The sequence below is a fragment of the Streptomyces sp. NPDC102402 genome, assembly GCF_044765765.1.
In the GTDB taxonomy this organism is placed as follows: Bacteria; Actinomycetota; Actinomycetes; order Streptomycetales; family Streptomycetaceae; genus Streptomyces.
The window spans coordinates 120,373-143,961 of record NZ_JBIWKR010000014.1; the positions used below are offsets into that span (position 1 = coordinate 120,373).

Annotated in this window: 21 protein-coding genes and 1 pseudogene; 13 read left to right on the top strand and 9 right to left on the bottom strand. The window is 70.3% G+C overall.

Going from position 1 to position 23,589, the window contains the following annotated elements; genetic code table 11:
• Positions 1-90: 90 nt before the first annotated feature.
• Together ACIRJR_RS30135 and ACIRJR_RS30140 are read right to left on the bottom strand one after the other, a co-directional pair.
• The gene (locus ACIRJR_RS30135; RefSeq protein WP_403786491.1) at positions 91-2,571 is read right to left on the bottom strand and encodes an SUKH-4 family immunity protein; all 2,481 of its coding nucleotides are present in this window, start codon (positions 2,569-2,571) and stop codon (positions 91-93) included.
• Between the two features lie 5 nt (positions 2,572-2,576).
• Positions 2,577-3,554, bottom strand: coding sequence for an SMI1/KNR4 family protein (locus ACIRJR_RS30140; protein ID WP_403786413.1), 978 nt, complete (start codon positions 3,552-3,554; stop codon positions 2,577-2,579).
• A 238-nt stretch (positions 3,555-3,792) separates the two neighbouring features.
• On the opposite strand from ACIRJR_RS30140, the gene ACIRJR_RS30145 reads away from it, so the two are divergent.
• The gene (locus tag ACIRJR_RS30145) at positions 3,793-4,314 is read left to right on the top strand and encodes a YwqJ-related putative deaminase (RefSeq protein WP_403786415.1); all 522 of its coding nucleotides are present in this window, start codon (positions 3,793-3,795) and stop codon (positions 4,312-4,314) included.
• Between the two features lie 10 nt (positions 4,315-4,324).
• Complete coding sequence (locus ACIRJR_RS30150; protein WP_403786417.1) at positions 4,325-4,843, top strand: SUKH-3 domain-containing protein; 519 nt, start codon at positions 4,325-4,327, stop codon at positions 4,841-4,843.
• Positions 4,844-4,891: 48 nt separating this feature from the next.
• On the opposite strand, the gene ACIRJR_RS30155 is transcribed toward ACIRJR_RS30150, so the two are convergent.
• Positions 4,892-6,208 (bottom strand): sensor histidine kinase, encoded by a 1,317-nt coding sequence (locus tag ACIRJR_RS30155; protein ID WP_403786419.1) that lies wholly within the window; start codon positions 6,206-6,208, stop codon positions 4,892-4,894.
• A gap of 155 nt (positions 6,209-6,363) precedes the next feature.
• Here ACIRJR_RS30155 and ACIRJR_RS30160 point away from each other — a divergent pair, with 155 nt between their 5' ends.
• The 6 genes from ACIRJR_RS30160 (at position 6,364) to ACIRJR_RS30185 (ending at position 12,045) form a co-directional block, all read left to right on the top strand.
• Complete coding sequence (locus ACIRJR_RS30160; RefSeq protein ID WP_403786421.1) at positions 6,364-7,248, top strand: hypothetical protein; 885 nt, start codon at positions 6,364-6,366, stop codon at positions 7,246-7,248.
• Positions 7,249-7,485: 237 nt separating this feature from the next.
• Entirely contained in the window at positions 7,486-8,919 is a 1,434-nt protein-coding gene (gene glmU, locus ACIRJR_RS30165) for a bifunctional UDP-N-acetylglucosamine diphosphorylase/glucosamine-1-phosphate N-acetyltransferase GlmU (protein WP_403786493.1), read from the top strand.
• Between the two features lie 119 nt (positions 8,920-9,038).
• The gene (locus tag ACIRJR_RS30170) at positions 9,039-10,016 is read left to right on the top strand and encodes a ribose-phosphate diphosphokinase (RefSeq protein ID WP_376374075.1); all 978 of its coding nucleotides are present in this window, start codon (positions 9,039-9,041) and stop codon (positions 10,014-10,016) included.
• A gap of 187 nt (positions 10,017-10,203) precedes the next feature.
• Positions 10,204-10,782: a 50S ribosomal protein L25/general stress protein Ctc gene (locus ACIRJR_RS30175; RefSeq protein WP_403786423.1), complete on the top strand. Its 579-nt coding sequence runs from the start codon at positions 10,204-10,206 to the stop codon at positions 10,780-10,782.
• Between the two features lie 123 nt (positions 10,783-10,905).
• Complete coding sequence (gene pth, locus ACIRJR_RS30180; RefSeq protein WP_403786425.1) at positions 10,906-11,499, top strand: aminoacyl-tRNA hydrolase; 594 nt, start codon at positions 10,906-10,908, stop codon at positions 11,497-11,499.
• Positions 11,500-11,574: 75 nt separating this feature from the next.
• A complete protein-coding gene (locus ACIRJR_RS30185) occupies positions 11,575-12,045 on the top strand; it encodes a hypothetical protein (protein ID WP_403786427.1) in 471 nt (156 codons plus the stop codon).
• Between the two features lie 34 nt (positions 12,046-12,079).
• Here the strand turns inward: ACIRJR_RS30185 and ppc are convergent, their stop codons facing one another.
• The gene (ppc, locus tag ACIRJR_RS30190) at positions 12,080-14,809 is read right to left on the bottom strand and encodes a phosphoenolpyruvate carboxylase (protein WP_403786429.1); all 2,730 of its coding nucleotides are present in this window, start codon (positions 14,807-14,809) and stop codon (positions 12,080-12,082) included.
• A 328-nt stretch (positions 14,810-15,137) separates the two neighbouring features.
• On the opposite strand from ppc, the gene ACIRJR_RS30195 reads away from it, so the two are divergent.
• The 3 genes from ACIRJR_RS30195 (at position 15,138) to ACIRJR_RS30205 (ending at position 17,504) form a co-directional block, all read left to right on the top strand.
• Positions 15,138-16,118, top strand: coding sequence for an acyl-CoA desaturase (locus tag ACIRJR_RS30195; RefSeq protein WP_403786431.1), 981 nt, complete (start codon positions 15,138-15,140; stop codon positions 16,116-16,118).
• The gene (locus ACIRJR_RS30200; protein WP_147963818.1) at positions 16,115-16,801 is read left to right on the top strand and encodes a TetR/AcrR family transcriptional regulator; all 687 of its coding nucleotides are present in this window, start codon (positions 16,115-16,117) and stop codon (positions 16,799-16,801) included. The genes ACIRJR_RS30195 and ACIRJR_RS30200 overlap by 4 nt, the downstream gene beginning before the upstream one ends.
• A gap of 100 nt (positions 16,802-16,901) precedes the next feature.
• Positions 16,902-17,504 (top strand): Uma2 family endonuclease, encoded by a 603-nt coding sequence (locus ACIRJR_RS30205; protein WP_403786495.1) that lies wholly within the window; start codon positions 16,902-16,904, stop codon positions 17,502-17,504.
• Positions 17,505-17,520: 16 nt separating this feature from the next.
• Here the strand turns inward: ACIRJR_RS30205 and ACIRJR_RS30210 are convergent, their stop codons facing one another.
• A complete protein-coding gene (locus tag ACIRJR_RS30210) occupies positions 17,521-18,318 on the bottom strand; it encodes a trans-aconitate 2-methyltransferase (protein WP_403786433.1) in 798 nt (265 codons plus the stop codon).
• Between the two features lie 88 nt (positions 18,319-18,406).
• Between ACIRJR_RS30210 and ACIRJR_RS30215 the strand changes: the two genes are divergently transcribed.
• Positions 18,407-18,904 carry a MarR family winged helix-turn-helix transcriptional regulator gene (locus tag ACIRJR_RS30215; protein WP_403786435.1) on the top strand — a complete coding sequence of 166 codons (498 nt, stop codon included), beginning with the start codon at positions 18,407-18,409 and terminating at the stop codon, positions 18,902-18,904.
• On the opposite strand, the gene ACIRJR_RS30220 is transcribed toward ACIRJR_RS30215, so the two are convergent.
• Complete coding sequence (locus ACIRJR_RS30220; RefSeq protein ID WP_403786437.1) at positions 18,863-19,657, bottom strand: LuxR C-terminal-related transcriptional regulator; 795 nt, start codon at positions 19,655-19,657, stop codon at positions 18,863-18,865. The two genes, ACIRJR_RS30215 and ACIRJR_RS30220, sit on opposite strands and share 42 nt — an antisense overlap.
• Positions 19,658-19,926: 269 nt before the next feature.
• On the opposite strand from ACIRJR_RS30220, the pseudogene ACIRJR_RS30225 reads away from it, so the two are divergent.
• Positions 19,927-20,364 (top strand): annotated as a pseudogene (locus ACIRJR_RS30225) (GNAT family N-acetyltransferase); the annotation flags it as partial.
• Here the strand turns inward: ACIRJR_RS30225 and galK are convergent.
• The 3 genes from galK to galT are packed head-to-tail and all read right to left on the bottom strand — an operon-like array spanning position 20,354 to position 23,546.
• Positions 20,354-21,529, bottom strand: coding sequence for a galactokinase (galK, locus tag ACIRJR_RS30230; RefSeq protein ID WP_403786439.1), 1,176 nt, complete (start codon positions 21,527-21,529; stop codon positions 20,354-20,356). The pseudogene ACIRJR_RS30225 and the gene galK sit on opposite strands and share 11 nt — an antisense overlap.
• Positions 21,526-22,506: a UDP-glucose 4-epimerase GalE gene (gene galE / locus ACIRJR_RS30235; RefSeq protein WP_403786441.1), complete on the bottom strand. Its 981-nt coding sequence runs from the start codon at positions 22,504-22,506 to the stop codon at positions 21,526-21,528. Before galE ends, galK begins: the two co-directional genes overlap by 4 nt.
• Entirely contained in the window at positions 22,503-23,546 is a 1,044-nt protein-coding gene (gene galT, locus ACIRJR_RS30240) for a galactose-1-phosphate uridylyltransferase (RefSeq protein ID WP_403786443.1), read from the bottom strand. The genes galE and galT overlap by 4 nt, the downstream gene beginning before the upstream one ends.
• Between the last annotated feature and the right edge of the window lie 43 nt (positions 23,547-23,589).

The window sequence follows — 23,589 nt, forward strand, 5'->3', positions numbered from 1 at the left end:
CCGCATCACAAAACCGCACACAAAAGGCGCCCACCCCACCAGGGGGCGAGCGCCTCTCGGGCACAACAGGTCAGAACCGATCGGGCGGGATCACAACAACCCGTCCCACATCTGCTCCAGCAGAACCGACCACCAGCTCTCCGGCGACGCCAGCGCCGCCGGATCCACCGCAACCAACTGCGCCTGGAAATCGACCGTCCAACGCCCCGCCTGCTCCGGATTCAACCCGTACCGCAGACGCCACATCCGGCCCAGCAACGCCATGGACCGCACGAACTCGGGCAGCCCCGTGTTCACGAACTGCGGCGGCACCGGCTGACCACCCGGCCCCGCCTCCACCGGCACAGCCACGATGTTCGCCGTGCCGTACTGCACACAGATCGCCCGGCCGAAGTCCGAACCCATCACCAGATACGAACCCGCGTCCGCCGCCGGCTGCACCTGACGCTGCGCCGCCAGCTCACCCAGCGTCGGCACCACGGGATGACCGGGCTGCGCCCAGAAGAACGGCCCGAAATCAGCGGGCAGCCCCGCCCACACCAGAGTCCGCGCCACCACCTCGGGCACACCCTGACGGGACACCGCCCGCTGGTCGAAACGCAGCACCCCAGGACCGAACGCCCCGTGCAGCTCCTCCGCCAACGCCTCCGGAGGCAACGCCGCCGCGGGCGGAATCTGCGGCAACGGCGCCCGCACCGGAGCAGGCCGCGCCGGACCGTCCGCCACCTGATGCAGCTCACCCTGGTGCGTCAGCAGATGCTGCATGCCCTGCTGCCGGCTCGCGTGATCCGTGCCGTACGGCGCCACACTCGTGATCCGGACCTGCGGCCAGGTCTCCCGGATCATCCGCGCACAGTAACCACCCGGAAGCTCACACGACTCCAGCTCCGTGTGCAGCTCGATGACCTGCTGAGGCGGCACGTTCATCCCACGCAGCTCGTGCAGCATCTGCCACTCCGGATGCGGAGTACCCGGCGCCGAACGCCGGATCAACTGCTGCTCGCTGCCGTCGGCCGCACGGAAGCGCAACACGGCCTGATACCCCGGACCGACCGTCGGCTGACCCGACGGCTGCTGCGGATAGCCGTACGCCCCCGCAGGCGGCGGAGGTGTGTGCGGACCCGGCACCCCCGGAGCACCCGGAGCACCGGGAGGACCCGGGGGACCGGGCGGCCGCGGCGTACTCGGGCCGGTCTGCCCCGGACCCGCCAGCATCGTCGCCGCATGGTGCACCCCGCCACCCGGGGGCGGCGTCGCACCCGGAGGCGGACCAGGAGGAGCGGGCACCCCGGGAGGCGGCGTCGAACCCGGCGGAGGCGGCGGCACCGCACCCGGAGCACCAGGAGGTCCCGGCGGACCCGGAGGACGAGGAGCACTCGGGCCGCCGATACTCCCGTCGGCGAACATCGTCGCCGCGTGATGCATCCCGCCACCCGGAGGCGGCGTCGAGCCCGGAGCACCCGGAGCACCAGGCGGCCCCGGAGGAGCAGGCGGCTGCGGCACACCCGGAGGGCCCAGCTGGGAGACCATCTGCGTCGGCAGGTAGCCACCCGCGGGCGCACCCGGACCCGGCGGCGGCGGCACCGGACCCGGCCGCACCCCCGGCGTACCCGGCGCCCCAGGAGGCGGCGGAGTCGTCTGACCCGACCCCCGCGCACCCCGCGGCGGAACGACCGCCTTGCTCGTCGCCGCGTCGGCGATGTCCTCCGCCCCCCGAGCGGGCGCCACGGGAGCCGGAGCCGAAGGAACCACCGGCCCCGGAGCCGGCGCCTGCGGATCCAGCCCCGGAACGACCGCCGTCGGCGGCAGCGCACTGCCACCCGACATCAGCGCCGTAGGAGCCTCCGCCGGAACGACCGGCGGCAGAGCCCCGTCGTCGTCCGAACCCGAGAGCGGCGGCGCGAACACCGTCGCCGGCAGCGCCACCCCACCCTCGTCACCATCGGCGTTCGTATCCGTACCCGCCCAGGGAGTCGCCCCGGCCGGCACCCCGTCGTTCGCCGTCGGCTCATGGTCCCGCTGACCGCCGGCAGCCGGCCACCCGGCCCCCGAATCGGCACGGACCGGCGCCGGACCGGAAGAAGACGAAGGAGCAGGCGGCCCTGGAACCGGCGGCGCGACCGGAGCAGACGCGGACGACGAGGCCGCAGAAGACGACGGCACGGAATCCGCAGGCTCCGCCCCCGCCCGCCGGTCCGGGATCCCCAGCTTGTCCGCAGCCTCCTGAAGCCACTCCGGCGGCGTCAGCAGGAACGACGTCTGATTCAGATCGATACGCTGCGGCGGCTCCGGCGCGGACCGCACCTCCGCCGACGCCCCGTACTCCTCCTCGTAACGCCGCACCACCTCACCCACCGGCAGCCCCGGCCACAACGTCGCCTCACCACTGTCCCGAGCGATCACCAGCCGCTGACGGCCCCCGTCCGAAACAGGACCCTCCGCCCGGTCCTCGGCCCACACCACGAAACCCAGCTCGAACTCACGGACCCGGACCTCACGGTGCTGATACGCGGGCACGTCACCGTTGACCCACTCGTCCGCCCGCTCCTGCGCCTGCGCGAAGGTCACCACCGCGCTCACCCCTCCACCGGGACGGCCCGCGCGAAGCCACCGTCCACCATCAGGTTCGCCACCGTCTCCAGCTCCGGCGGATTACCCGCCAGACGCTGGAGGAAAGCATCGAAATCCTCACCGCACGGCAGCAACAGCCGGTCCACCCGCTCCTGCACACCCCAGCCGTCCTGATCCCGCGCGTCGTCATACGCACAGAACCAGACCGACCCCACACCCTCACCGCGGACCTTCACCGCCAGAATCCCGCCCTGGACGAAACCCACACCCAGGAAATCCTTCGTGAAGTGATCCCGCAGACACTTGTTCACATACACAAGATCATTCATCGCCGCCTCCTCACGCACCGTGAAGAACGGCTGGTCCACCAGCAGACCCAGCTCCGCGTCCAACGCCGCACCCACCGGAGCCGAACCACCGGCCGCCTTCAGGAACGACCGGTACGCCCCCGGAAGCCGGTACCCCAGCTCCTCCTCGACGCCCAGGACCTGCTGCTCACCCACCGCCACAGAACCCTTCGGCAGCCGGAAATGAGCGGGCCGCGTCTCCTGCAACGGCCGCGTACCCCGACGGTTCTGATCCACCGCGGTCGTCGCCAGCCCACCGTGATGACGCAACAACGCCTTCACCTCGACCGGAACCAGCTCCATCCGCCGGCCCCCCGCCACGTGGTGCCACGTCCAGCCGTGCGGCGTCGCCACCGCCGGAATCGTGTCCCACAGCTCATGGCCCTCCGCGGCCAGCGCCGCGTTCGCCGACACGTAATCCGTCAGCCGCAGCTCGTCGACACCGAACCCCGGAGGAGGATCCGCGATCTCGGCCGCCGCACGCGCATACGGCGAAAGCACCGGATAGCCGTTCTCGTCCACACGCACACCTCTAGGGTGGCGGGACGCCCGGACAGGATCCGGGAAGTGAACGACCTGCCTGGCATAGGCCGCGTTCGGTGGCGCGGCTTGCTGCCCGAGCCGACCTGTCGTCATGGCGGTTGCCCCCTGCTGCGTCCGGTGTTCCGCACAGCCTATGCGGTGACGCAACAACACCCCCCGCCCCCGGCACCCCACTCACCCAACGTCACCGACACGTGACGGACACGCGACAACCAAGCCACACAGCCGCGACACGCAGACACGTTTCACCGACCCAGCTTCCGCAGCACCCTGCATATTTGGCAGGCTGTCCCCCGCAACTCGGGGGATTGCAGGGAGGGACACCAGCACCATGCACACAGCACAACCAGTCACAGCCGGAGATCCGCGACTCAGTTGGAGCACCACCGAGCCCCACCGCGCGCCCCATCTCCACCACCGCCGCGACGGCATCCTGCCCGCGGTGGCCGCAGCCCTGTCCGTCCGCGGGGAGACACTCACCTGCACCGCGGGCAAGGGCGACCAGCCACCCGTCCTCCACCCCCTCGTGCAGGACTTCCTCGACACCCTCACCAGCAACCAGCGCGAACGCTTCACCGGCCGCTGCCCCGAAGCCATACTCCTGTCACGCCAGCTCACCGCCGCCGACGACAGCCGCTCCAGACGGGCCCAGCGCAAACCCCTCACCAACGGCGAAGCCCGCCGCGCACTCAAACACGCCCGCCTCACCGCCCGCCGCATCCGCGAGGACGGCGACCCCCTCCACGGCAGCTACGCACCCCCCTGCCGCTCCTGCACGGCGATGCTCGCCCACTTCGGCGTACGCCCCGTCGACCTCACCACAGGTGCGGCGACCACCGCCGAGAAGGGCTGAGCACACCACCATGCGCAACCGGACCGACGTACCGGCCCAACAGAGCCGCACCTCCACCACACGCTTCCCCGTCGCCGTGGACGCCGCACTCCGCGACGCCGGATGGCAACCAGGACGCTGGGACATCCGCCAGGCCGAGGAATGGGCCGACGCCCTCCGCTCCCACGCCTCCCCCGCCGGACACCAGCACGCCGTCTTCCCCGCCGCCGTCGAGGCCTGGGCCGAATTCGGCCGCCTGAGCATCTCCTCCTCCGCCCCCGGCCGGCAGATCGCCACCACCACCGTGCACATCGACCCGCTCAGCGGACTCCACCTGGCCCGCACGCTCGGCGACCTCGGACGCGCCCTCGGAACCGAAGTCGCACCCCTCGGCGAAGAAGGCGACGGACAAGCCGTCCTCGCCATCGACAACGAAGGACGCGTCTACTCCATCGACCACACCGGCGACTGGTACCTCGGCTCCGACATCGACCGCGCCCTCGAAACCCTCATGACCGGAGTACAGCCCTCACGCCTCACCTCGGGCTGAACAACGCCACCCGGCCACCCGGCCGGAACAGCCGAACCAGGAGACGCCCTACGCCGCCCCGCCGTCCGGCAGCACCGCCGACACCCGGAAACCCCCCGCCTCCGTCGGCCCCGACACGAACACACCCCCGAGCCCCAGCACCCGCTCCCGCATCCCCACCAGACCGTTGCCACCGCTCGGCAGCCCCGCATCCACCGCCACACCGTCCGTCGGACCGTTCTCCACCTGCATCGCCACCTCCGCCCCCCGATGCGCCAACCGCACCCACGTCCGCGCACCCGCCGCATGCTTGTGCACGTTCGTCAGCGCCTCCTGCACCACCCGGTACGCCGTCTGCTCCACCTCCGGCGCATACGGACGCAGCTCCCCCTCCACCGACAGCTCCACCGTCATCCCCGCCTCACGGGACTGCGCCACCAACGCCTCCACCTCGCACAACCGCGGCCCCTCCTCCACCGCGGCGGCCGCGGCCACCACCGCCACCCGCCCCACCGAGGCCAGCGGCACCAGCCCCAACGGCGAAGGCGCCAGGGCATCCCCGCTCCGCAGCACCCCGAGCATCTCCCGCAGCTCCGTCAGCGCCTGCCGCCCCATGTCCCCCACCAGCGCCGCGTTGCGCACCGCCTTCGCCGGATCCTTCGGAGCCACCGCCTGCAACGCCGCCGCGTGCACCACCATCAGACTCACCCGGTGCGCCACCACGTCGTGCATCTCCCGCGCGATCCGCGTCCGCTCCTCCGTACGCGCCCACTCGGCCCGCTCCTCCGCCCGGTCCGCGAGCAGCGACAGCTCCCGCTCCAGCGAATCCGCGCGCTCCCGCAGACTCTCCATCAGCCTGCGCCTCGCCCCGACGTAGAGACCGAAGATCGCCGAGGGCGCCGTCAGCCCCAGCGACATGAAGAGGGACACCACCGGGACGTACCAGACCCCCGGCCCGAAGTCGGCATGGGCGTCCACGCTCTGCCGGAGCCGCACGTACGACACGATGAAGGTGCCGACCAGGGTCATCCCCGTCAGCACCACCGTGATCCTGCGCGGCACCTCGGAAGCCGCCAGGGTGTACAGCCCGACGATCCCCATCAGGAAGCCCATCTCGGCCGGCGTCGTCGCTATCGACACCAGCACCACGGCGATCGGCCACCGCCTGCGCAGCACCAGCACCGACCCCGCCAGCAGCCCGAAGAGCACCCCCAGCGGCACCGGCAGCCCGGTGTCCCGGGCGAACTCCACCCCCTCCAGCGCGCACTCCAGCGCCGAAACCAGCGCCAGCCCCACGTCCAGGGCGGCACTCCGCCGCCGCTCCCACCACCAGTAGCCGCGGGTGGTCGGTCCCGCCGCCTTCCGGTCTGCCCCCGTTGCGGTCATGGCATCCAGCCTACGGGCGGGCGCATCTCTTTTTCCGGAGACTCCATCAGCACAGAAAATGACTGGTCACACCGCAAACATGCGTAGATCGCACGATCCGGTGAACCGGACACCCTTTCGACCCGGACGTCCGCATTCCGGACCAAGCTGTCCGTATGACACATGCCAGTGGCAAGTACGCGGACTTCGAGAGCCTGCGCGAGAAGGCGGTCGCACTGCGGCGGGAGGGGCTCAGCGTGCGGCAGATCAGGGACCGGCTGAAGGTCTTCAACAACGACATCCTCCATCGCCTCCTGCGAGGCGAGCCCGCGCCGGAGTGGACGAAACGCCCCAACGCCAAGGACGACCTGCGCGAGAGGGCCCGGGGGCTGCGGCTCCAGGGGATGACCTACGACCAGATCCAGGTGGAGCTGGGGTGCTCGAAGAGTTCGATCTCGCTGTGGGTGCGGGACCTGCCGAAGCCGGAGCCGCGCTACTCGGAGGAAGAGCGGCGCGCCCGCATGAACGCAGGCTTGGCCAGACTGCGGGCCAACCAGGACGCGGAACGACTGGAGACGAAACGGATCGCGCGCGAGTCAGTGGGCGAAGTATCCGACCGGGACCTGTTCCTGACAGGAGTCGCGCTCTACTGGGCCGAGGGCATGAAGGACAAGCCCTACAGCCGCCGGGAAAGCCTGCTCTTCGTCAACAGCGACCCCAACGTGATCAAGGTCTACCTGAGTTGGCTCGACCTGCTCGGCGTCACACGCGAACGCCTGCACCTCCGCGTCAGCATCCATGAGACGGCGAACGTGGCAGAAGCGGAGGACTTCTGGGCCGACCTGACCGGAGTCCCACGCACCGATTTCATGCGGGCCACCCTGAAAAAGCACTCCCCGAAGACGACTCGAAAGAACACAGGTGAGGCGTATCGCGGTTGCTTGGTCATCTACGTGACCAAGAGTGCAGAGCTCTATCGTCGCGTAGAGGGCGCTTGGTACGGCATAGTGTTGGGTGCCGATCCGGTACACCGGCGCAATGTCCGGTCCAACCGGCGTTGATCCCCCATGGTGTAATCAGGCAGCACTGCAAGTTTTGGTCTTGTATGTCCAGGTTCAAATCCTGGTGGGGGAGCTACGCACCCCGGGCCCCGACCTCGCCGGTCGGGGCCCGCACTCGTTTCGGGCGTAAACGCCCCCCGGTATCCTGCGGGTGTCCACCATCCGAAGCCGAAGGGCACATCCGTGAGCGCCACCATTCCCCAAGTTCTCGGCTCCGCTCGAACAGGGGATGCCCCACTGGCAGCCGTCGTCGTCCTCGCAGCGGGTGAGGGCACCCGCATGAAGTCGAAGACCCCCAAGGTCCTGCACGAGATCTCCGGGCGCTCGCTCGTCGGACATGTCGTCGCCGCCTCCCGTGAGCTCGGCCCCCAGCACCTCGTCGTGGTCGTCGGCCACGCCGCCGAGCAGGTCACCGCGCACCTGTCCGCCGGGGACACCTCCGTACGCACTGCCTACCAGGCCGAGCAGAACGGCACCGGCCACGCCGTGCGGATGGCGCTGGAGGAGCTCGGCGGCACCGTGGACGGCACCGTGATCGTCGTCTGCGGCGACACCCCGCTGCTCTCCGGCGAGACGCTCAGCGCGCTCGCCACGACCCACTCCGCCGACGCGAACGCCGTCACCGTGCTGACCGCGGAGGTCCCGGACTCGACCGGTTACGGCCGGATCGTCCGCGACGCGGCCACCGGGGCGGTCACCGAGATCGTCGAGCACAAGGACGCCACCGAAGCCCAGCGCGCGATCCGCGAGATCAACTCCGGTGTCTTCGCCTTCGACGGCCTGCTCCTGGGCGAGGCCCTCGGCAAGGTGCGTACGGACAACAGCCAGGGCGAGGAGTACCTCACCGACGTGCTGTCGATCCTGCGCGGGGAGGGGCACCGTGTGGGCGCCTCGATCGCGGGCGACCACCGGGAGATCCTGGGCATCAACAACCGGCTCCAGCTGGCGGAGGCACGGCGGCTGCTCAACGAGCGGCTGCTGGAGCGCGCGATGCTGGCCGGCGTGACGGTCGTGGACCCGGCGTCGACACTGATCGACGCGACGGTGACGTACGAGCGCGACGCGGTCGTGCACCCGGGGACGCAGCTGCTGGGCGCGACCCACCTGGCGGAGGACGCCGAGGTCGGCCCGAACTCCCGCCTGAGGGACACCGTCGTGCACGCGGGCGCCCGCGTGGACAACACGGTCGCGGACGGCGCCGAGGTGGGCCCCGGGGCGACCGTGGGCCCGTTCGCCTATCTGCGTCCGGGGACGCGGCTGGGTGCGAAGGCCAAGGCGGGCACGTACGTCGAGATGAAGAACGCGACGATCGGCGAGGGCACGAAGGTGCCGCACCTGAGCTACGTCGGGGACGCGACGATCGGCGACCACACCAACATCGGTGCGGCGAGCGTGTTCGTGAACTACGACGGGGTGGCCAAGCACCACACCACGATCGGTTCGCACTGCCGGACCGGGTCGGACAATATGTTTGTGGCGCCTGTCACGGTCGGGGACGGCGTTTACACGGCCGCGGGTTCGGTCATCACCAAGGACGTACCGTCCGGCTCGCTGGCCGTGGCCCGGGGCCAGCAGCGGAATATCGAGGGCTGGGTCGCCCGGAAGCGCCCCGGGAGCGCCGCGGCGCAGGCCGCCCAGGCCGCCGCTCAGGAGCCCGACGGCGAAAGCTGACCGGAAACAGGTGCGCCGAAGGCGGCGTACCGTGATAGATGCTCACCCATTTCGGCTGGCTCGTCGCACATCGGGACACATGCGCGCGGCGCCAGATACACGTCTGAGGAGACTGTGCTGTGACCGGGATCAAGACGACCGGCGAGAAGAAGCTGATGCTCTTCTCCGGCCGCGCCCACCCCGAGCTGGCCGAGGAGGTCGCGCATCAACTGGGTGTCGGTCTCGTGCCGACGAAGGCCTTCGATTTCGCCAACGGTGAGATCTACGTGCGTTTCCAGGAGTCCGCTCGTGGCGCCGACTGCTTCCTGATCCAGAGCCACACGGCTCCGATCAACAAGTGGATCATGGAGCAGCTGATCATGCTGGACGCGCTGAAGCGCGCTTCGGCCCGGTCCATCACCGTGATCGTTCCGTTCTACGGTTATGCCCGTCAGGACAAGAAGCACCGCGGTCGTGAGCCGATCTCGGCGCGTCTGGTCGCCGACCTGATGAAGACGGCGGGTGCGGACCGCATCCTCACCGTCGATCTGCACACGGACCAGATCCAGGGGTTCTTCGACGGCCCGGTGGACCACCTGTTCGCGCTGCCGATCCTGGCGGACTACGTCGGTGCGAAGGTGGACCGGTCGAAGCTGACGATCGTGTCGCCGGACGCGGGGCGTGTGCGCGTGGCCGACCGCTGGTGCGACCGGCTGGACGCGCCGCTGGCGATCGTCCACAAGCGTCGCGACAAGGACGTTCCGAACCAGGTCAGCGTCCACGAGGTCGTCGGTAACGTCGAGGGCCGGGTGTGTGTGCTGGTCGACGACATGATCGACACGGGTGGCACGATCTGTGCCGCGGCGGACGCCCTGTTCGCGCACGGTGCCGAGGACGTCATAGTGACGGCGACGCACGGGGTGCTCTCCGGTCCCGCCGCCGACCGCCTGAAGAACTCCAAGGTCAGTGAGTTCGTGTTCACGGACACGCTGCCGACGCCGGGTGAGCTGGAGATCGACAAGATCACGGTGCTGTCCATCGCGCCGACGATCGCGCGTGCGGTCCGTGAGGTGTTCGAGGACGGTTCGGTGACGAGCCTCTTCGAGGAGCAGGAGTGACCACCTGCGGGTGATCGACTTTGGGTACGGCCTCCCCGCCGGGTAGACTCACTGAGTTGCTCGGCGAGGGAGGCCGTTCTCATGCGTGGTCATGGGAGCCGGTGGTCCGTTATCGACGCGCTCTTCGTAGCAGGCCTGTCGTGGGCCGGGTGACCATCGGTTTTCGTCACCTTACGAGGAGTGCAGCATGGCTGAGATCAAGCTCGACGCAACGGTCCGTACGGAGTTCGGCAAGGGCGCTGCCCGTCGTACCCGTCGCGCCAACCTGGTTCCCGGGGTCGTCTACGGCCACGGTGCCGAGTCGGTTCACATCAACCTGCCGGGCCACGAGCTGCAGCTCGCGCTCCGTACCGCCAACGTCCTCATCGGTCTCCAGATCGACGGCAAGGACGCCCTGGTCATCCCGAAGGCTGTCCAGCGCAACGCGATCAAGGGCAACATCGAGCACGTCGACCTCCTCACCGTGAAGCGCGGCGAGAAGGTCGAGGTCGAGATCGCGGTGCACGTCGAGGGCGACCTGGCCCCGGGCGGCAACCTGCTGGAGTACGTGCAGAACACCCTGCTCGTCGAGGCCGAGGCGACCCACATCCCCGAGTCCGTCACGGTCTCGATCGCAGGTCTGGACGCCGGTGACTCGATCCTGGCCAAGGACATCCCGCTGCCGAAGGGCTCCGTGCTCGCCGGTGACGAGGACGCCGTCGTGCTCCAGGTCGTCGCGGCGCAGGTCGAGGAGGCCCCCGCCGAGGAGGCTCCCGCCGAGGCCTGATCCTCGCCCCACCTGCTTCACTGACGGGGTGGCGGTTCCCTTCCGGGGGTTCCGCCGCCCCGTTTCCCTGTGTCCGCAGTCCTGTCCGCAGTCGTTCGCCCGTACCCGAGGAGACCCAGCGCGATGTCCGACGTCACCGACCCCTGGCTGATCGTGGGCCTCGGCAATCCCGGTCCCGACTACGCGGCGAACCGGCACAACGTGGGTTTCATGGTGGCCGATCTGCTGGCGGAGCGGATCGGGGGGAAGTTCAAGCGGGCGCAGAAGGCGCAGGCGCAGGTGCTGGAGGGCCGGGTGGGGCCTCCTGGGCCGGCGAGCCGGCGGGTGGTGCTGGCCAAGCCGATGTCGTACATGAATCTGTCGGGCGGGCCGGTGATTGCGTTGCGTGACTTCTACAAGGTGCCCACGGATCACGTCGTGGCGGTGCATGACGAGCTGGACGTCGATTTCGGGATGCTGCGGCTGAAGTTGGGCGGGGGTGACAACGGGCACAACGGGTTGAAGTCGATGACGAAGGCGATGGGTCCGGACTACCACCGGGTGCGGTTCGGGATCGGGCGGCCGCCGGGGCGGATGCAGGTCGCTGATTTCGTGCTGAAGGATTTCTCGTCCGCCGAGCGCAAGGAGTTGGCGTATCTGGTGGACCGGTCGGCGGATGCGGTGGAGTCGTTGCTGGCGGAGGGGTTGGAGCGGGCTCAGTCCGCGTACAACTCCTGACATTCCTGCTGGTTCCTGGGTGTTTTTCGGCCGTGGGTTGACCGTTGGCAGGGCTCTGCCCAAGGATCGGCCCCCATGAAGCGGAGTTCCTCCCACCGGCTGGTGGTTCATGGGCGTACGTTCGCCGCCGGCTGTGTCGTCCTGCTGCTGTTGGTCGCGGGTGTGTGGTCGTCGTGGGACACGGCGCATCACATAGTGCTGGCCAAGGGCCGGGAGCACGGCACGATGGAGGTGACGTCGTGCGGTGAGGACACCTGCACGGGGTCGTTCTCGCCGGACGCCGACGCGGAGGGCCGGGACGCGGTGACGGTCGAGCGGTCGGTCGCGGCGGAGAAGGGGGACCGCTTCCGTGTCGTGGTGAAGCCCGGGTCCGGTGAGGTGGTGCGTACCGGGACGCCGGGCTTTCTGCATGCGTGGGTGCCGCTGGGTGGTGCGCTGGTGCTGGCCGCGTTGGTGATCGGCGGCGGTATGCGGCTGACGCGTACGGCGTGGGGGGCGGGGATCGCGGGTGCGGCCCTGTTGGCGGCGACGTTCGTCGCCCTCTGACGGGGCCGCACCCGCTGTTTCGTCCCGTGTGGGGTCAGCCGGTGTTGCGGAGGCCCGCGGCGACACCGTTGACGGTGAGCAGCAGGGCCCGGGCGAGCAGCGGGTCGGCTTCCTCGCCGCGTTCGGCTGCCTGTCGCTGGCGGGCGAGCAGGGAGACCTGGAGGTAGCTGATCGGGTCCAGGTAGGCGTCGCGGATGGCGAAGGTCTGCTGGAGCACGGGGCTGGTGCCGAGGAGTTCCTTGCCGCCGGTGACCTTGAGGACTTCCTGCACGGTGAGTTCGTGCTCGGCGCGGATGGCGTCGAAGACGTGCTTGAGCTCGGTGGGGACGAGGGTGTCGACGTAGTGCTGGGCGATGCGCAGGTCGGTCTTGGCGAGGGTCATCTCGACGTTGGAGAGGAAGTTCTGGAAGAAGTGCCACTGTTCGTGCATCTCGTCCAGGACGGTGTCGAGGCCGGCTTCGCGCAGTGCCTTGAGGCCGGAGCCGACGCCGTACCAGCCGGGGACGATCTGGCGGGACTGGGTCCAGCCGAAGACCCAGGGGATGGCGCGCAGGCCGTCGAGTGAGACGCCTGAGCCGGGGCGGCGGGAGGGCCGTGATCCCAGGTGCAGGTCGGCGAGCTGGTCGACGGGGGTGGAGGCGAGGAAGTAGGCGGGGAGGTCGGGGTCTTCGACGAGCTTGCGGTAGGCGGCGTGGGCGGCGTCGGAGACGGTGTCCATGGCCGCGTCCCAGCGGGCGAGGGCTTCGTCGGACTGGCGGGGTGCGGTGTGGAGTGCGGAGGCCTGGAGGGTGGCCGCGACGGTCAGTTCGAGGTTCTCGCGGGCGAGGGCGGGGATGAGGTACTTGTCGGAGATGACCTCGCCCTGTTCGGTCACCTTGATCTCGCCCTCGAGGGTGCCCCAGGGCTGCGCGAGGATCGCGTCGTGGGAGGGGCCGCCGCCGCGGCCGACGGTGCCGCCGCGGCCGTGGAAGAGGCGCAGGCGGACGCCGTAGCGGTGGGCGACGTCGCGGAGGCGTCGCTGGGCGCGGTGGATCTCCCACTGGGAGGTGGTGATGCCGCCGAACTTGGAGGAGTCGGAGTAGCCGAGCATGACCTCCTGGACGTCGCCGCGGAGTGATACGAGGCGGCGGTAGGAGGGGTCTGCGAGCATTTCGTCGAGGATGACGTCGGCTGCGCGGAGTTCGTCGGTGGTTTCGAGGAGCGGGACGATGCCGATCTTGGCCCAGCCGCCGTGGAGGTCGAGGAGTCCTGCTTCGCGGGCGAGGACGGCGGCGGCGAAGACGTCGTCGGCACCCTGGCACATGGAGATGATGTAGGACTCGATGACTTCGGGGCCGAAGCGTTCGAAGGCCTGCTTGATGGTGTGGAAGACGCCGAGGGTCTTCTCGCCGGCGGCGTCGAGCGGGGCCGGTGTGGGTGCGAGGGGGCGGCGGGAGCGGAGTTCCTTGGCGAGGAGCTTCTGCCGGTAGTCGCGGGGCATGTCGGCGTAGCGCCAGGATTCCTCGCCGAGGCGGTCGAAGAGCTGGCCGAGGGCGTGGTGGTGGGCGTCGGCGTGTTCGCGGACGTCCATGGTGGCGAGCTGGAGGCCGAACGCGGTGAGCGTGCGGATGGTGCGGTCCATGCGGCCGTCGGCGAAGAGTCCGCCGCGGTGTTCGCGCAGGCTGGTCTGGATGAGTGCGAGGTCGGTGATGAGTTCGGCGGTGCCGAGGTAGTCGCAGCCGGGGCGGTGGGGTGTGCCGGTGGCGAGTCGCTCGCGGGTGTTGACGAGCTTCTGGCGGATGCAGGTGGCCTTGAGGCGGTAGGGCTCTTCGGCGTTCAGCCGCTTGTAGCGGGGGCTGATCTCGGGGAGGCGCTCCAGGTCGGTCTGGAGGGAGGTGAGGAGCTCGTCGGTGGCTCCGGTGTAGCGGATGGAGTTGGAGAGGAGTCCGCGCAGCTGGTCGATGAGTTCGAGGGCGTCGGTGATGCCGTGCTCGTGCTGGAGGATGAGCACGTCCCAGGTGACGGTGGGGGTGACGTTCGGGTTGCCGTCGCGGTCGCCTCCGATCCAGGTGCCGAAGGTGAGGGGGCGGGTGCCGGCGGGCAGTTCGACGCCGACGCGCTCCAGTTCGGCGGCCAGGTCCTCCAGGACGTCGCCCACGGCGTTGGCGTGGAGTTCGTCGAGGTAGTAGATGGCGTTGCGGGCCTCGTCGGCGGGTTCCGGGCGGACCACGCGGAGTTCGTCGGTCTGCCAGATGAGGTCGATGTTCTCGGCCAGGCGGATGTCCTGGCGTCGGCGGTCGGCCTCGATGACCGGGGTTTCGAGGAGTTCGGCGATGCGGCGGAGCTTGTTGAGTACGGAGCGCCGTGCGGCTTCGGTGGGGTGTGCGGTGAAGACGGGTCGGACGTTGAGGTTCTTGACCGTCTCGCGCAGGTGTTCGGGGTCGGCGTCCTTGAGGCGGTCGGCGGTGCGGGCGAGGAGCCCGCCCTCGGCGGACCGGCGGTCGCGCATCTCGTGGGCGCGGTGGACCTGCTCGGTGACGTTGGCGAGGTGGAAGTAGGTGGAGAAGGCGCGCACGAGCTGTGCGGCGGTCTCCAGGTCCGTGTCGCCGAGGAGCTCGGCTGCTGCCTCGCCGTCCTCGCGGGTCAGGGCGCGGACGCGCTCGACGAGGTCGAGGAGTTCCTGGCCCTCCTGTCGTACGAGGGTCTCGCCGAGGAGGTCGCCGAGGCGGCGGATGTCGGCCCGCAGTTCGGTGTTGGCGGCAGGGGTCTGGTCGGCACTGCTCACAGTGTGCGGCTCCTTGCAGTGGTTGAGCACGTCTGTCAGGGGGGCCGGGGCGCTCGCGGTGCTGACGGGTCACCCCGGGTATGCAGAGTGCGGACCGCGCTGTCCGACGCACCCAGGATAGGTGTCCGGGCGTTCGGCGTGCTCGTTGCCCTGCGGGGGTGGACGGGATCCGGGGTAGACGGAGGGTGGGAGCCCGGTCGTACACGGGTTGTCGTGGCGGCGCTCTCGTGTCGCGGCGCTCTTCGCTGTCATACTTACGTTGCCGTAGGTTACGGAAGCGTAGCCCGCTCATACCATCATATTTCCTCACCTCACGGGGGACTCCCCAATGCCCACCAGCCCCGATGTGATCGACGACGGCCTGCCCACGGCGGCAGACGGCGTCCCCTCCGCCACGCTCGGCGGAGACAAGAAGCGTTCGGTCGAGCAGTTCGCGCTCCTGCTGTTCATCGTGGTGCCCTTCGCGGCCCTGGTCGCGGCGGTGCCGCTGGCCTGGGGCCGTGGCGTCAGCTGGCTCGACCTGGGCCTGCTGGTCGTCATGTACTACTGGGGCTGCCACGGCGTGACGATCGGTTTCCACCGCTACTTCACGCACGGCTCCTTCAAGGCGAAGCGCCCGCTCCGCATCGCCCTGGCCGTCGCGGGTTCGATGGCGGTGGAGGGCCCGCTGGTGCGCTGGGTGGCCGACCACCGCAAGCACCACCGGTTCTCCGACGCCGAGGGCGACCCCCATTCGCCGTGGCGCTTCGGCGAGAATCTCCCCGCGCTGATGAAGGGCCTGTGGTGGGCCCACATCGGCTGGATGTTCAACGAGGAGCAGACGCCGCAGCAGAAGTACGCCCCGGACCTGGTCAGGGACCCGGCGATCCGTGCGATCTCGCGTCACTTCCTCAGCTTCACGATCCTCTCGCTGGCGATCCCGCCGCTGGTCGGCGGCCTGGTCACGATGTCGTGGTGGGGGGCGTTCACCGCCTTCTTCTGGGGTTCGCTGGTCCGTGTCGCGCTGCTGCACCACGTGACGTGGTCGATCAACTCGATCTGTCACGCGGTCGGCAAGCGGCCGTTCAAGTCGCGTGACCGGTCCGGGAACGTGTGGTGGCTGGCGGTGCTCTCGTGCGGCGAGTCCTGGCACAACCTGCACCACGCGGACCCGACGAGCGCGCGGCACGGCGTGATGCGGGGCCAGATCGATTCCAGCGCCCGGCTGATCCGCTGGTTCGAGCAGCTGGGCTGGGCGCACGACGTGCGGTGGCCCGACGCGTCGCGTATCGCCTCCCGGCGCAAGGCCGCGGCCGCCGACCCGGCATGATTGACGACGTGGCGACCGACGGAAGCACAAGCGGCGAGAAGAGCATGCCTGCCCCCACGCGAAGGGCCCGGCGGGTCCGTATGACGGGCAAGGAGCGCCGCGAGCAACTCCTGGACATCGGCCGCACCCTGTTCGCCGACAAGGGCTTCGAGGGCACCTCGGTGGAGGAGATCGCGGCGCGTGCCGGGGTCTCCAAGCCGGTGGTCTACGAGCACTTCGGCGGCAAGGAGGGCCTGTACGCCGTCGTGGTGGACCGCGAGATGCGCCAGTTGCTGGACCTGGTGACGGGGGCGCTCACCGCGGGCCATCCGCGTGAGCTGCTGGAACAGGCGGCGTTCGCGCTGCTCGACTACATCGAGACGTATACGGACGGTTTCCGGATCCTGGTCCGTGATTCGCCGGTCGCCCAGTCCACGGGGACGTTCGCGTCGCTGATCAGTGACATCGCGACGCAGGTCGAGGACATCCTGGGCCTGGAGTTCAAGGCCCGGGGTTTCGACCCGAAGCTGGCGCCGCTGTACGCGCAGGCGCTGGTCGGGATGGTGGCGCTGACGGGTCAGTGGTGGCTGGACGTGCGCAAGCCGAAGAAGGCCGAGGTCGCCGCGCACCTGGTGAATCTGGCGTGGCACGGACTGGAGAACCTGGAGTCGAAGCCACGGCTGATAGGGCACCGGAAGAACTGATCCCTCCGGTCAGCGCGTGATCACTCGTTGTGATGACGGAGTCGCGAACCGGACCCTACTGTGGTGGTGCAGGACCAGGATCCCGTCCATGGGAGGAACCATGACCGCCGAGCCGACCACCGGGCACAGCAGCCGCTGGCCGGTGCCCCCGCAGGACGGATACACCGTGGACGACCTGTTCACGCTGCCCGATCTCCCGCCGCACACGGAGTTGCTCGACGGGAGCCTGGTTTTCGTGAGTCCGCAGCGCATTTTTCACAGCCGCATGATCGACCTGCTGACCTACGGGCTGCGCAGCGGTTCGCCCCGCGAGTTGAAGGTCGTACGCGAGATGACCGTGGCACTCGACCGGCGCAACGCCCCGGAGCCGGATGTGTCCGTCGTCCGGGCGGAAGCGGTCACCGGGCGGGAGCTCACCCGTTTCGAGGCGGCGGACGTGGTTCTCGCCGTCGAGGTGGTCTCACCCGACTCCGAGGCCCGGGACCGCGAGACGAAGCCGCACAAGTACGCGACCGCCGGGATCGAGCACTTCTGGCTGGTGGAGATGACCGGCACCGACCGGCACCCGGTGGTGCGGGTCTACGAACTGGATCCGGTGACGAAGGCGTACGCGCTGACGGGCATCCATCACGACCGGCTCAAGACGGGTGTGCCGTTCCCCGTCGACCTCGACATCTCGGCGGAGGCCCTCGACGCACTGTGACGTCCGGCCGCGGCGCTCACCCCGCCGTGCGGGCCACCGCGAAGATCCGGCGGAACGGGAAGACCGTGCCGTGCGGGCCCGCCGGATAGGCGGTGCGGAGCAGGTCGCGGTACTCGCCGAGGAAGGCGTCACGGGCCTCCGGGTCGTCGGCGAGGGCGTCGAGGACGGGGCGCAGGCCGGTGCCCTTGACCCAGTCCAGGACGGCGTCCTCCCCTTGGAGCAGGTGCAGGTAGGTGGTCTCCCAGACGTCGACGGTCCGTCCGGGCGCGGTGAGGTGTTCCAGGTAGCCGGCGGGGGTGTGCACGGCGTCGCCGTGGCGCAGGAGGCCGCCGAGGCGCTCCTGCCAGCGGGGGGATCCGGCGAGTTCGCGCATGAGGGTGTGGCTGGGGGCGTCGAAGTTGCCGGGGACCTGGAAGGCGAGGGTGCCGCCGGGGTTCAGGGCGCCCAGCCAGTGGGGGAACCGGGCGGTGTGGCCGGGGACCCATTGGAGCAGGGCGTTGGAGACGATGAGGTCGTACGTCTCGGAGGGCTCCCAGGTGGTGGCGTCGGCCTCGGTGAAGTCGAGCAGGGGGCCCGCGTGGGTGCGGGCGCGTTCCAGCATCTGGGGGGAGTTGTCGTAGCCGGTGACGCGGGCGGCGGGCCAGCGGTCGGTGAGGACGGCGGTGGCGTTGCCGGCGCCGCAGCCGAGGTCGGCGATCCGGGGCGCGGGTTCGTGCGGGAGGGGTCCGGTCCGGGCCAGGAGGTCGAGGAAGGGGCGGGTGCGGTGGCCGGCGTGGCGGAGGTACTGGTGGGGGTCCCAGACGGGTGCTGTCATGCCACCAGGATCACCACCCGTATATCTTGATGTCAAGAGACTTGAATTCAAGAGACTTCATGTCGAGGGAACCTCTACACTGATCGACATGGAGGACGAGGTCGACCGACTGGTCGCTGCATGGCGCCGCGAGCGCCCCGACCTCGACGTGGAACCACTCGAGGTCCTGAGCCGCGTCTCCCGTCTGGCCCGGCATCTGGACCGGGCCCGCAGAATCGCCTTCGCGGAGCACCAGCTGGAGCCCTGGGAGTTCGACGTCCTGACGTCGCTGCGCCGCGCCGGCGCCCCCTACCAGCTCTCCCCCGGCCAGCTCCTCACCCAGACGCTGGTCACCTCGGGCACGATGACGAACCGCATCGACCGGCTGACCAAGAAGAACCTGGTGGAGCGGCTGCCCGACCCGAGCGACCGGCGCGGCGTCCTCGTCCGGCTGACCGACCTGGGCCGCGACAAGGCCGACCAGTCGCTGGCCGGCCTGCTGTACCAGGAGCGGGCCATCCTGGGCGAGCTCTCCCGCCAGCAGCGCTCCGAACTGGCTGGGCTGCTACGCCAGTTGACCGCCCCGTTCGACAACATCCCCGGATAGCGGGGCAGGACCCACCCCGGCCCTCCGGGCCAGGGCCACGGCCGCCAGGGTCGAGTGCACGCCCAGTTTCCCCAGCACGTTCTGCATGTGGGTGCGCACCGTGTGCGGGGACAGGAAGAGCCTCTCCGCGACCGCCTTGCGGCCCAGACCCGCCACCATGCACCGCAGCACCTCGCGCTCGCGCGGAGTCAGCGACTCCACGAGCTGCTCGCTCTCGGTGCGGTGCTTGCGGGCCGCCGTCAGCTCCCGCAGCACACCGGTCAGCAGGGCGGGCGGCAGATGCGTCTCGTCGCGCAGCACTCCCCGTATGACGGTCAGCAGCCGTTGCAGCGAACAGTCCTTGGCGACCCAGCCCGAGGCTCCGGCCTGCAGAGCCGCCGCCGCCCGGCGCGGGTCGTCCTTCTCGGCGAGCACCACCGTGCGGATGTGCGGGCGGCCGGCGCGCACCCCGGCCACCAGCGAGATGCCGTCCACCGGGCCGCTTCCGTCCCCGGCGTCCGGGGCGGCGCGCGGCGCGGGAACCGTGCGGGCCCCGCCCGTGGCGAGGGCACCCAGTTCGGCGTCGACCAGCATCACGTCGTAACGGCGCCCCTCGACGGCCGCGCGTTCCAGACAGCGCAGCGCGGCGGGACCGCTGCCCGCCGCGGACACGTCGACGTCCGGTTCGGCGGCGAGGGCCGCCGCGAGCGACTCGGCAAAGATGCGGTGGTCGTCGACCACCAGAACCCGGATACGAGCCACAGACACCCCCATGCTGTGTGAACTCCTGGGGCGCCCCGTTCGTGGCCGGCCCCGACGAGGACGGACCCTGCGGACACGGCGCCCGGAGCGCTCCGGTGATCCACCGGCGCACGGCCGCCGCCGTACGCCGGGTGCCACCCGCTCCGGGCGTCGTGTCCGACTGTCTCGTCCCCTGAAACGGCACCGGCCCCCACCGGTGCTGAGCATCAGCGTACGGGCGGCGGTGGGCGGCGGAAGGCGATTCGCGGAACTGACCGTCCAAGGTGTTTAGGGTGTTGTCCATGTTCCGTCTTGAGACAGAAGTAGACAAGGAACGTCGTATTCTGCTGGGCCGTCGGCTGCACGACGACAACTGGGACGGATCTCCGGAGCTGCGTGCCCTGCGTTCCACCTCCGCCGAGCAGGAGGTGCCGCTGGAGGTCTGGCTCCTGGACGAGCAGGGGGCCCTGGCCGGGGGGCTGAGCGGGCGGACCTGGGCCTACTGGCTCCACGTCGACCTGCTCTGGGTCGAGGCCCGCCATCGCGGGCTCGGCCTCGGCGCGCGGTTGCTGGCCGAGGCCGAGCGCCTCGCCCGCGACGACCGGGCCTGTACCCGCTCCCGGCTGGAGACCTGGGGTTTCCAGGCCCCGGACTTCTACCGGAAGCAGGGGTACGAGGTGGTCGGCGCGGTCGAGGACTACCCGCCCGGTGTCGCGGAGTTCATCCTGGTCAAGCAGCTGGAGCGAGCCGCCGGCCACCCGCCGAAGGAACCGCGGGGAAGACTCCCGGGGCGGCGTGACCCGCTGAGCTGAACGCCTCGGAGACGGCCTTGGCGACGGTGTCCGCCATCGCCTCCTCCACCAGGACGATCGCCGAGCCGCCGAAGCCGCCGCCGGTCATCCTGGCCCCGAGCGCCCCGGCGGTGTTCGCCGTGGAGACGACGAGGTCCAGCTCAGGGCACGAGACGCGCAGATCGTCGCGGAGCGAGACGTGCCCCTCGTTGAGCACCGGGCCCGCGGCGCGCACGTCGCCCGCGTCGAGCAGCGCGATGACCTGCTCCACCCGGTGGTTGTCGCTCACCACGTGGCGGACGTAGCGCACGACCGACTCGTCCTCACCCGCCGCCGCGAGGGTCTTCAGCGCGGCGTCCAGGCCCTCGTACGGAAGGTCGCGGAGCGTGCCGATGCCCAGCGCCCGGGCTCCCGCCTCGCAGCCGGCCCGGCGCTCCGCGTACGCGCCGTCGCCCAGGGCGTGCTTGACCCGGGTGTCGACGACGAGCAGCTGCAGCCCGTGGGCGGCCAGGTCGAAGGGGACCTGGCGAAGGGTGAGGTCGCGGGTGTCGAGGTGCAGGGCGTGGCCCTCGGTGCAGCACGCCGAGGCCATCTGGTCCATGACGCCGCAGGGCACGCCGACGAAGGCGTTCTCCGCGCGCTGGCCGAGCACGGCGATCTCCGGGGCGCTCAGGCCCAGCTCGAAGAGGTCGTTCAGGGCGAGCGCGGTGACGACCTCCAGGGCGGCCGAGGAGGAGAGGCCGGCTCCGACGGGCACGGTGGAGGTGAGCTGGATGTCCGCGCCGGTCACCGGGTGCCCCGCCTCCCTGAGCGCCCAGACGACACCGGCCGGGTAGGCGGCCCAGCCGTGGCCCGAGTGCGGGACCAGTTCGTCGACGCGCAGGGAGACGACTCCGCCGGGTACGTCGGTGGAGTGCAGGCGCAGCAGTCCGTCGGCGCGGCGGGCGACGGCGGCGCGGGCGTGGTGCGGAAGGGCGAGCGGCATGACGAAGCCGTCGTTGAAGTCGGTGTACTCACCGATCAGGTTCACCCGTCCGGGTGCGGCCCAGATCCCTTCGGGGGCGGTCCCGTACAGCTCGGTGAAGGAGGCGGTGAGCTCGGCGTTGTCGGTCATGGTGCGGTGGGCTCCTCTCGGCGGGCGAACGTCCACGCGTCGGCGACGATGGCGTCCAGGTCGGCGCGCGACGGCTTCCAGCCGAGCCGCTCCCTGGCGGTGGCGGCGGAGGCGACGAGGACGGCCGGGTCGCCGCCGCGCCGGGGTGCCGGGGTCTCGGGGACCGGGTGGCCGGTGACCCGGCGGACGGTCTCGATGACCTCGCGGACGGAGAAGCCGTTGCCGTTGCCCAGGTTGCAGATGAGGTGTTCGCCCGCGGTGGCCGCCTGCAGGGCCAGCAGATGGGCCTCGGCGAGGTCGGCGACGTGGATGTAGTCGCGTACGCAGGTGCCGTCCGGGGTCGGGTAGTCGTCGCCGTACACGGAGATCGACTCGCGCTGCCCGAGCGCGACCTGGAGGACCAGCGGGATGAGGTGGGACTCGGGGCTGTGGCGCTCGCCGCAGCTGCCGTAGGCGCCGGCGACGTTGAAGTAGCGCAGGGAGACCGCGGCCAGGCCGTGGGCGGCCGCCTCGCCGGTGATCATGTGGTCGACGGCGAGCTTGGTGGCGCCGTAGGGGCTGGTGGGGGCGGTGGGATCGGTCTCCGTGATGGGGCTGGAGACCGGCTCGCCGTAGGTCGCGGCGGTGGAGGAGAAGACGAGGGTGCGCACCCCGGCGTCGCGCATGGCGGCGAGGAGGGCGGTGGTCCCGCCGACGTTGTTGACCCAGTACTTCTCGGGGTCGGTGACGGATTCGCCGACCTGGGAGTAGGCGGCGAAGTGGAGCACTCCGTCGTAGGAGGGGTCCAGCCACCGGGCGGCGTCCTGGATGCGGCCCTCGATGAACCCGGCGCCCGCGGGGACGCCTTCGCGGAAGCCGGTCGACAGGTCGTCCAGGACGGTCACGGTGTGACCGGCTTCCAGCAGGTGGGCGGCGACGACGCTGCCGACGTATCCCGCGCCGCCCGTCACCAGGTACTTCTTGCCGGTGTTGCTCACTCGCTCGCTACCTCTCGCAGTCGCTGGGCCGCGGCCTCCGGCGGCACGTCGTTGATGAACACGCCCATGCCGGACTCGGAGCCCGCGAGGAACTTCAGCTTGCCGGTGGTCCGCCTGATGGTGAAGAGCTCCAGGTGCAGCCCGAACTCCTCACGGCCGGGGACCCTGAAGGGGGCCTGGTGCCAGGCGGAGATGTACGGGGTGGGCGGCTCGCCGGGGCCGAAGATCCGGTCGAATCGCCTCAAGAGTTCCAGATAGATCTGTGGGAACTCTGTCCGCGCGCCCGCGTCGAGCTCCCGGAGGTCGGGGACGCGGCGGCGCGGGTGGAGGTGGACCTCGTAGGGCCAGTGCGCGGCGTACGGCACGAAGGCGACCCAGTGCTCGCCCTCCAGGACGATCCGGGACCCGTCGGCCAGCTCGCGGGCGACGACGTCGTCGAAGAGGTTGCGGCCGGTCTCCGCGCGGTGGGTCTCCATGGAGCGGAGCATCTGCTCGGTGCGCGGGGTGACGAAGGGGTAGCCGTAGATCTGCCCGTGGGGGTGGCCGAGGGTGACGCCGATCTCGGCGCCCCGGTTCTCGAAGCAGAACACCTGGGTGACCTGCGGGAGCTCGGCGAGGTCGGCGGTGCGGTCGGTCCAGGCCTCCAGGACGAGGGCGGCCTGGTCCTCGGTGAGGCCGGCGAAGGACACGTCGTGGTCGGAGGTGAAGCAGACGACCTCGCAGCGGCCGGAGTCGCCGGCGAGGGAGGGGAAGCGGTTCTCGAACACGGCGACGTCGTAGTCGGCGTCGGGGATCTCGCTGAGCCGGCCCTCCCGCGAGGGGCAGAGCGGGCACTCGTCGGCCGGCGGGTGGTAGGTGCGTCCCTGGCGGTGCGAGGCGATGGCGACGGAGTCGCCGAGGAGGGGGTCGCGGCGGACCTCGGAGGACGTCGAGACGGCATCCAGCGGCCGGCGGTCGACGGCGTCGCGGACGGTGTCGTCCGCGGAGTCGTAGTAGATCAGCTCACGGCCGTCGGCGAGGGTCGTAACCGTCTTCTTCACCAGGGTCCTCCATTTGACGCCCTCCAAACATAACCGCACATAA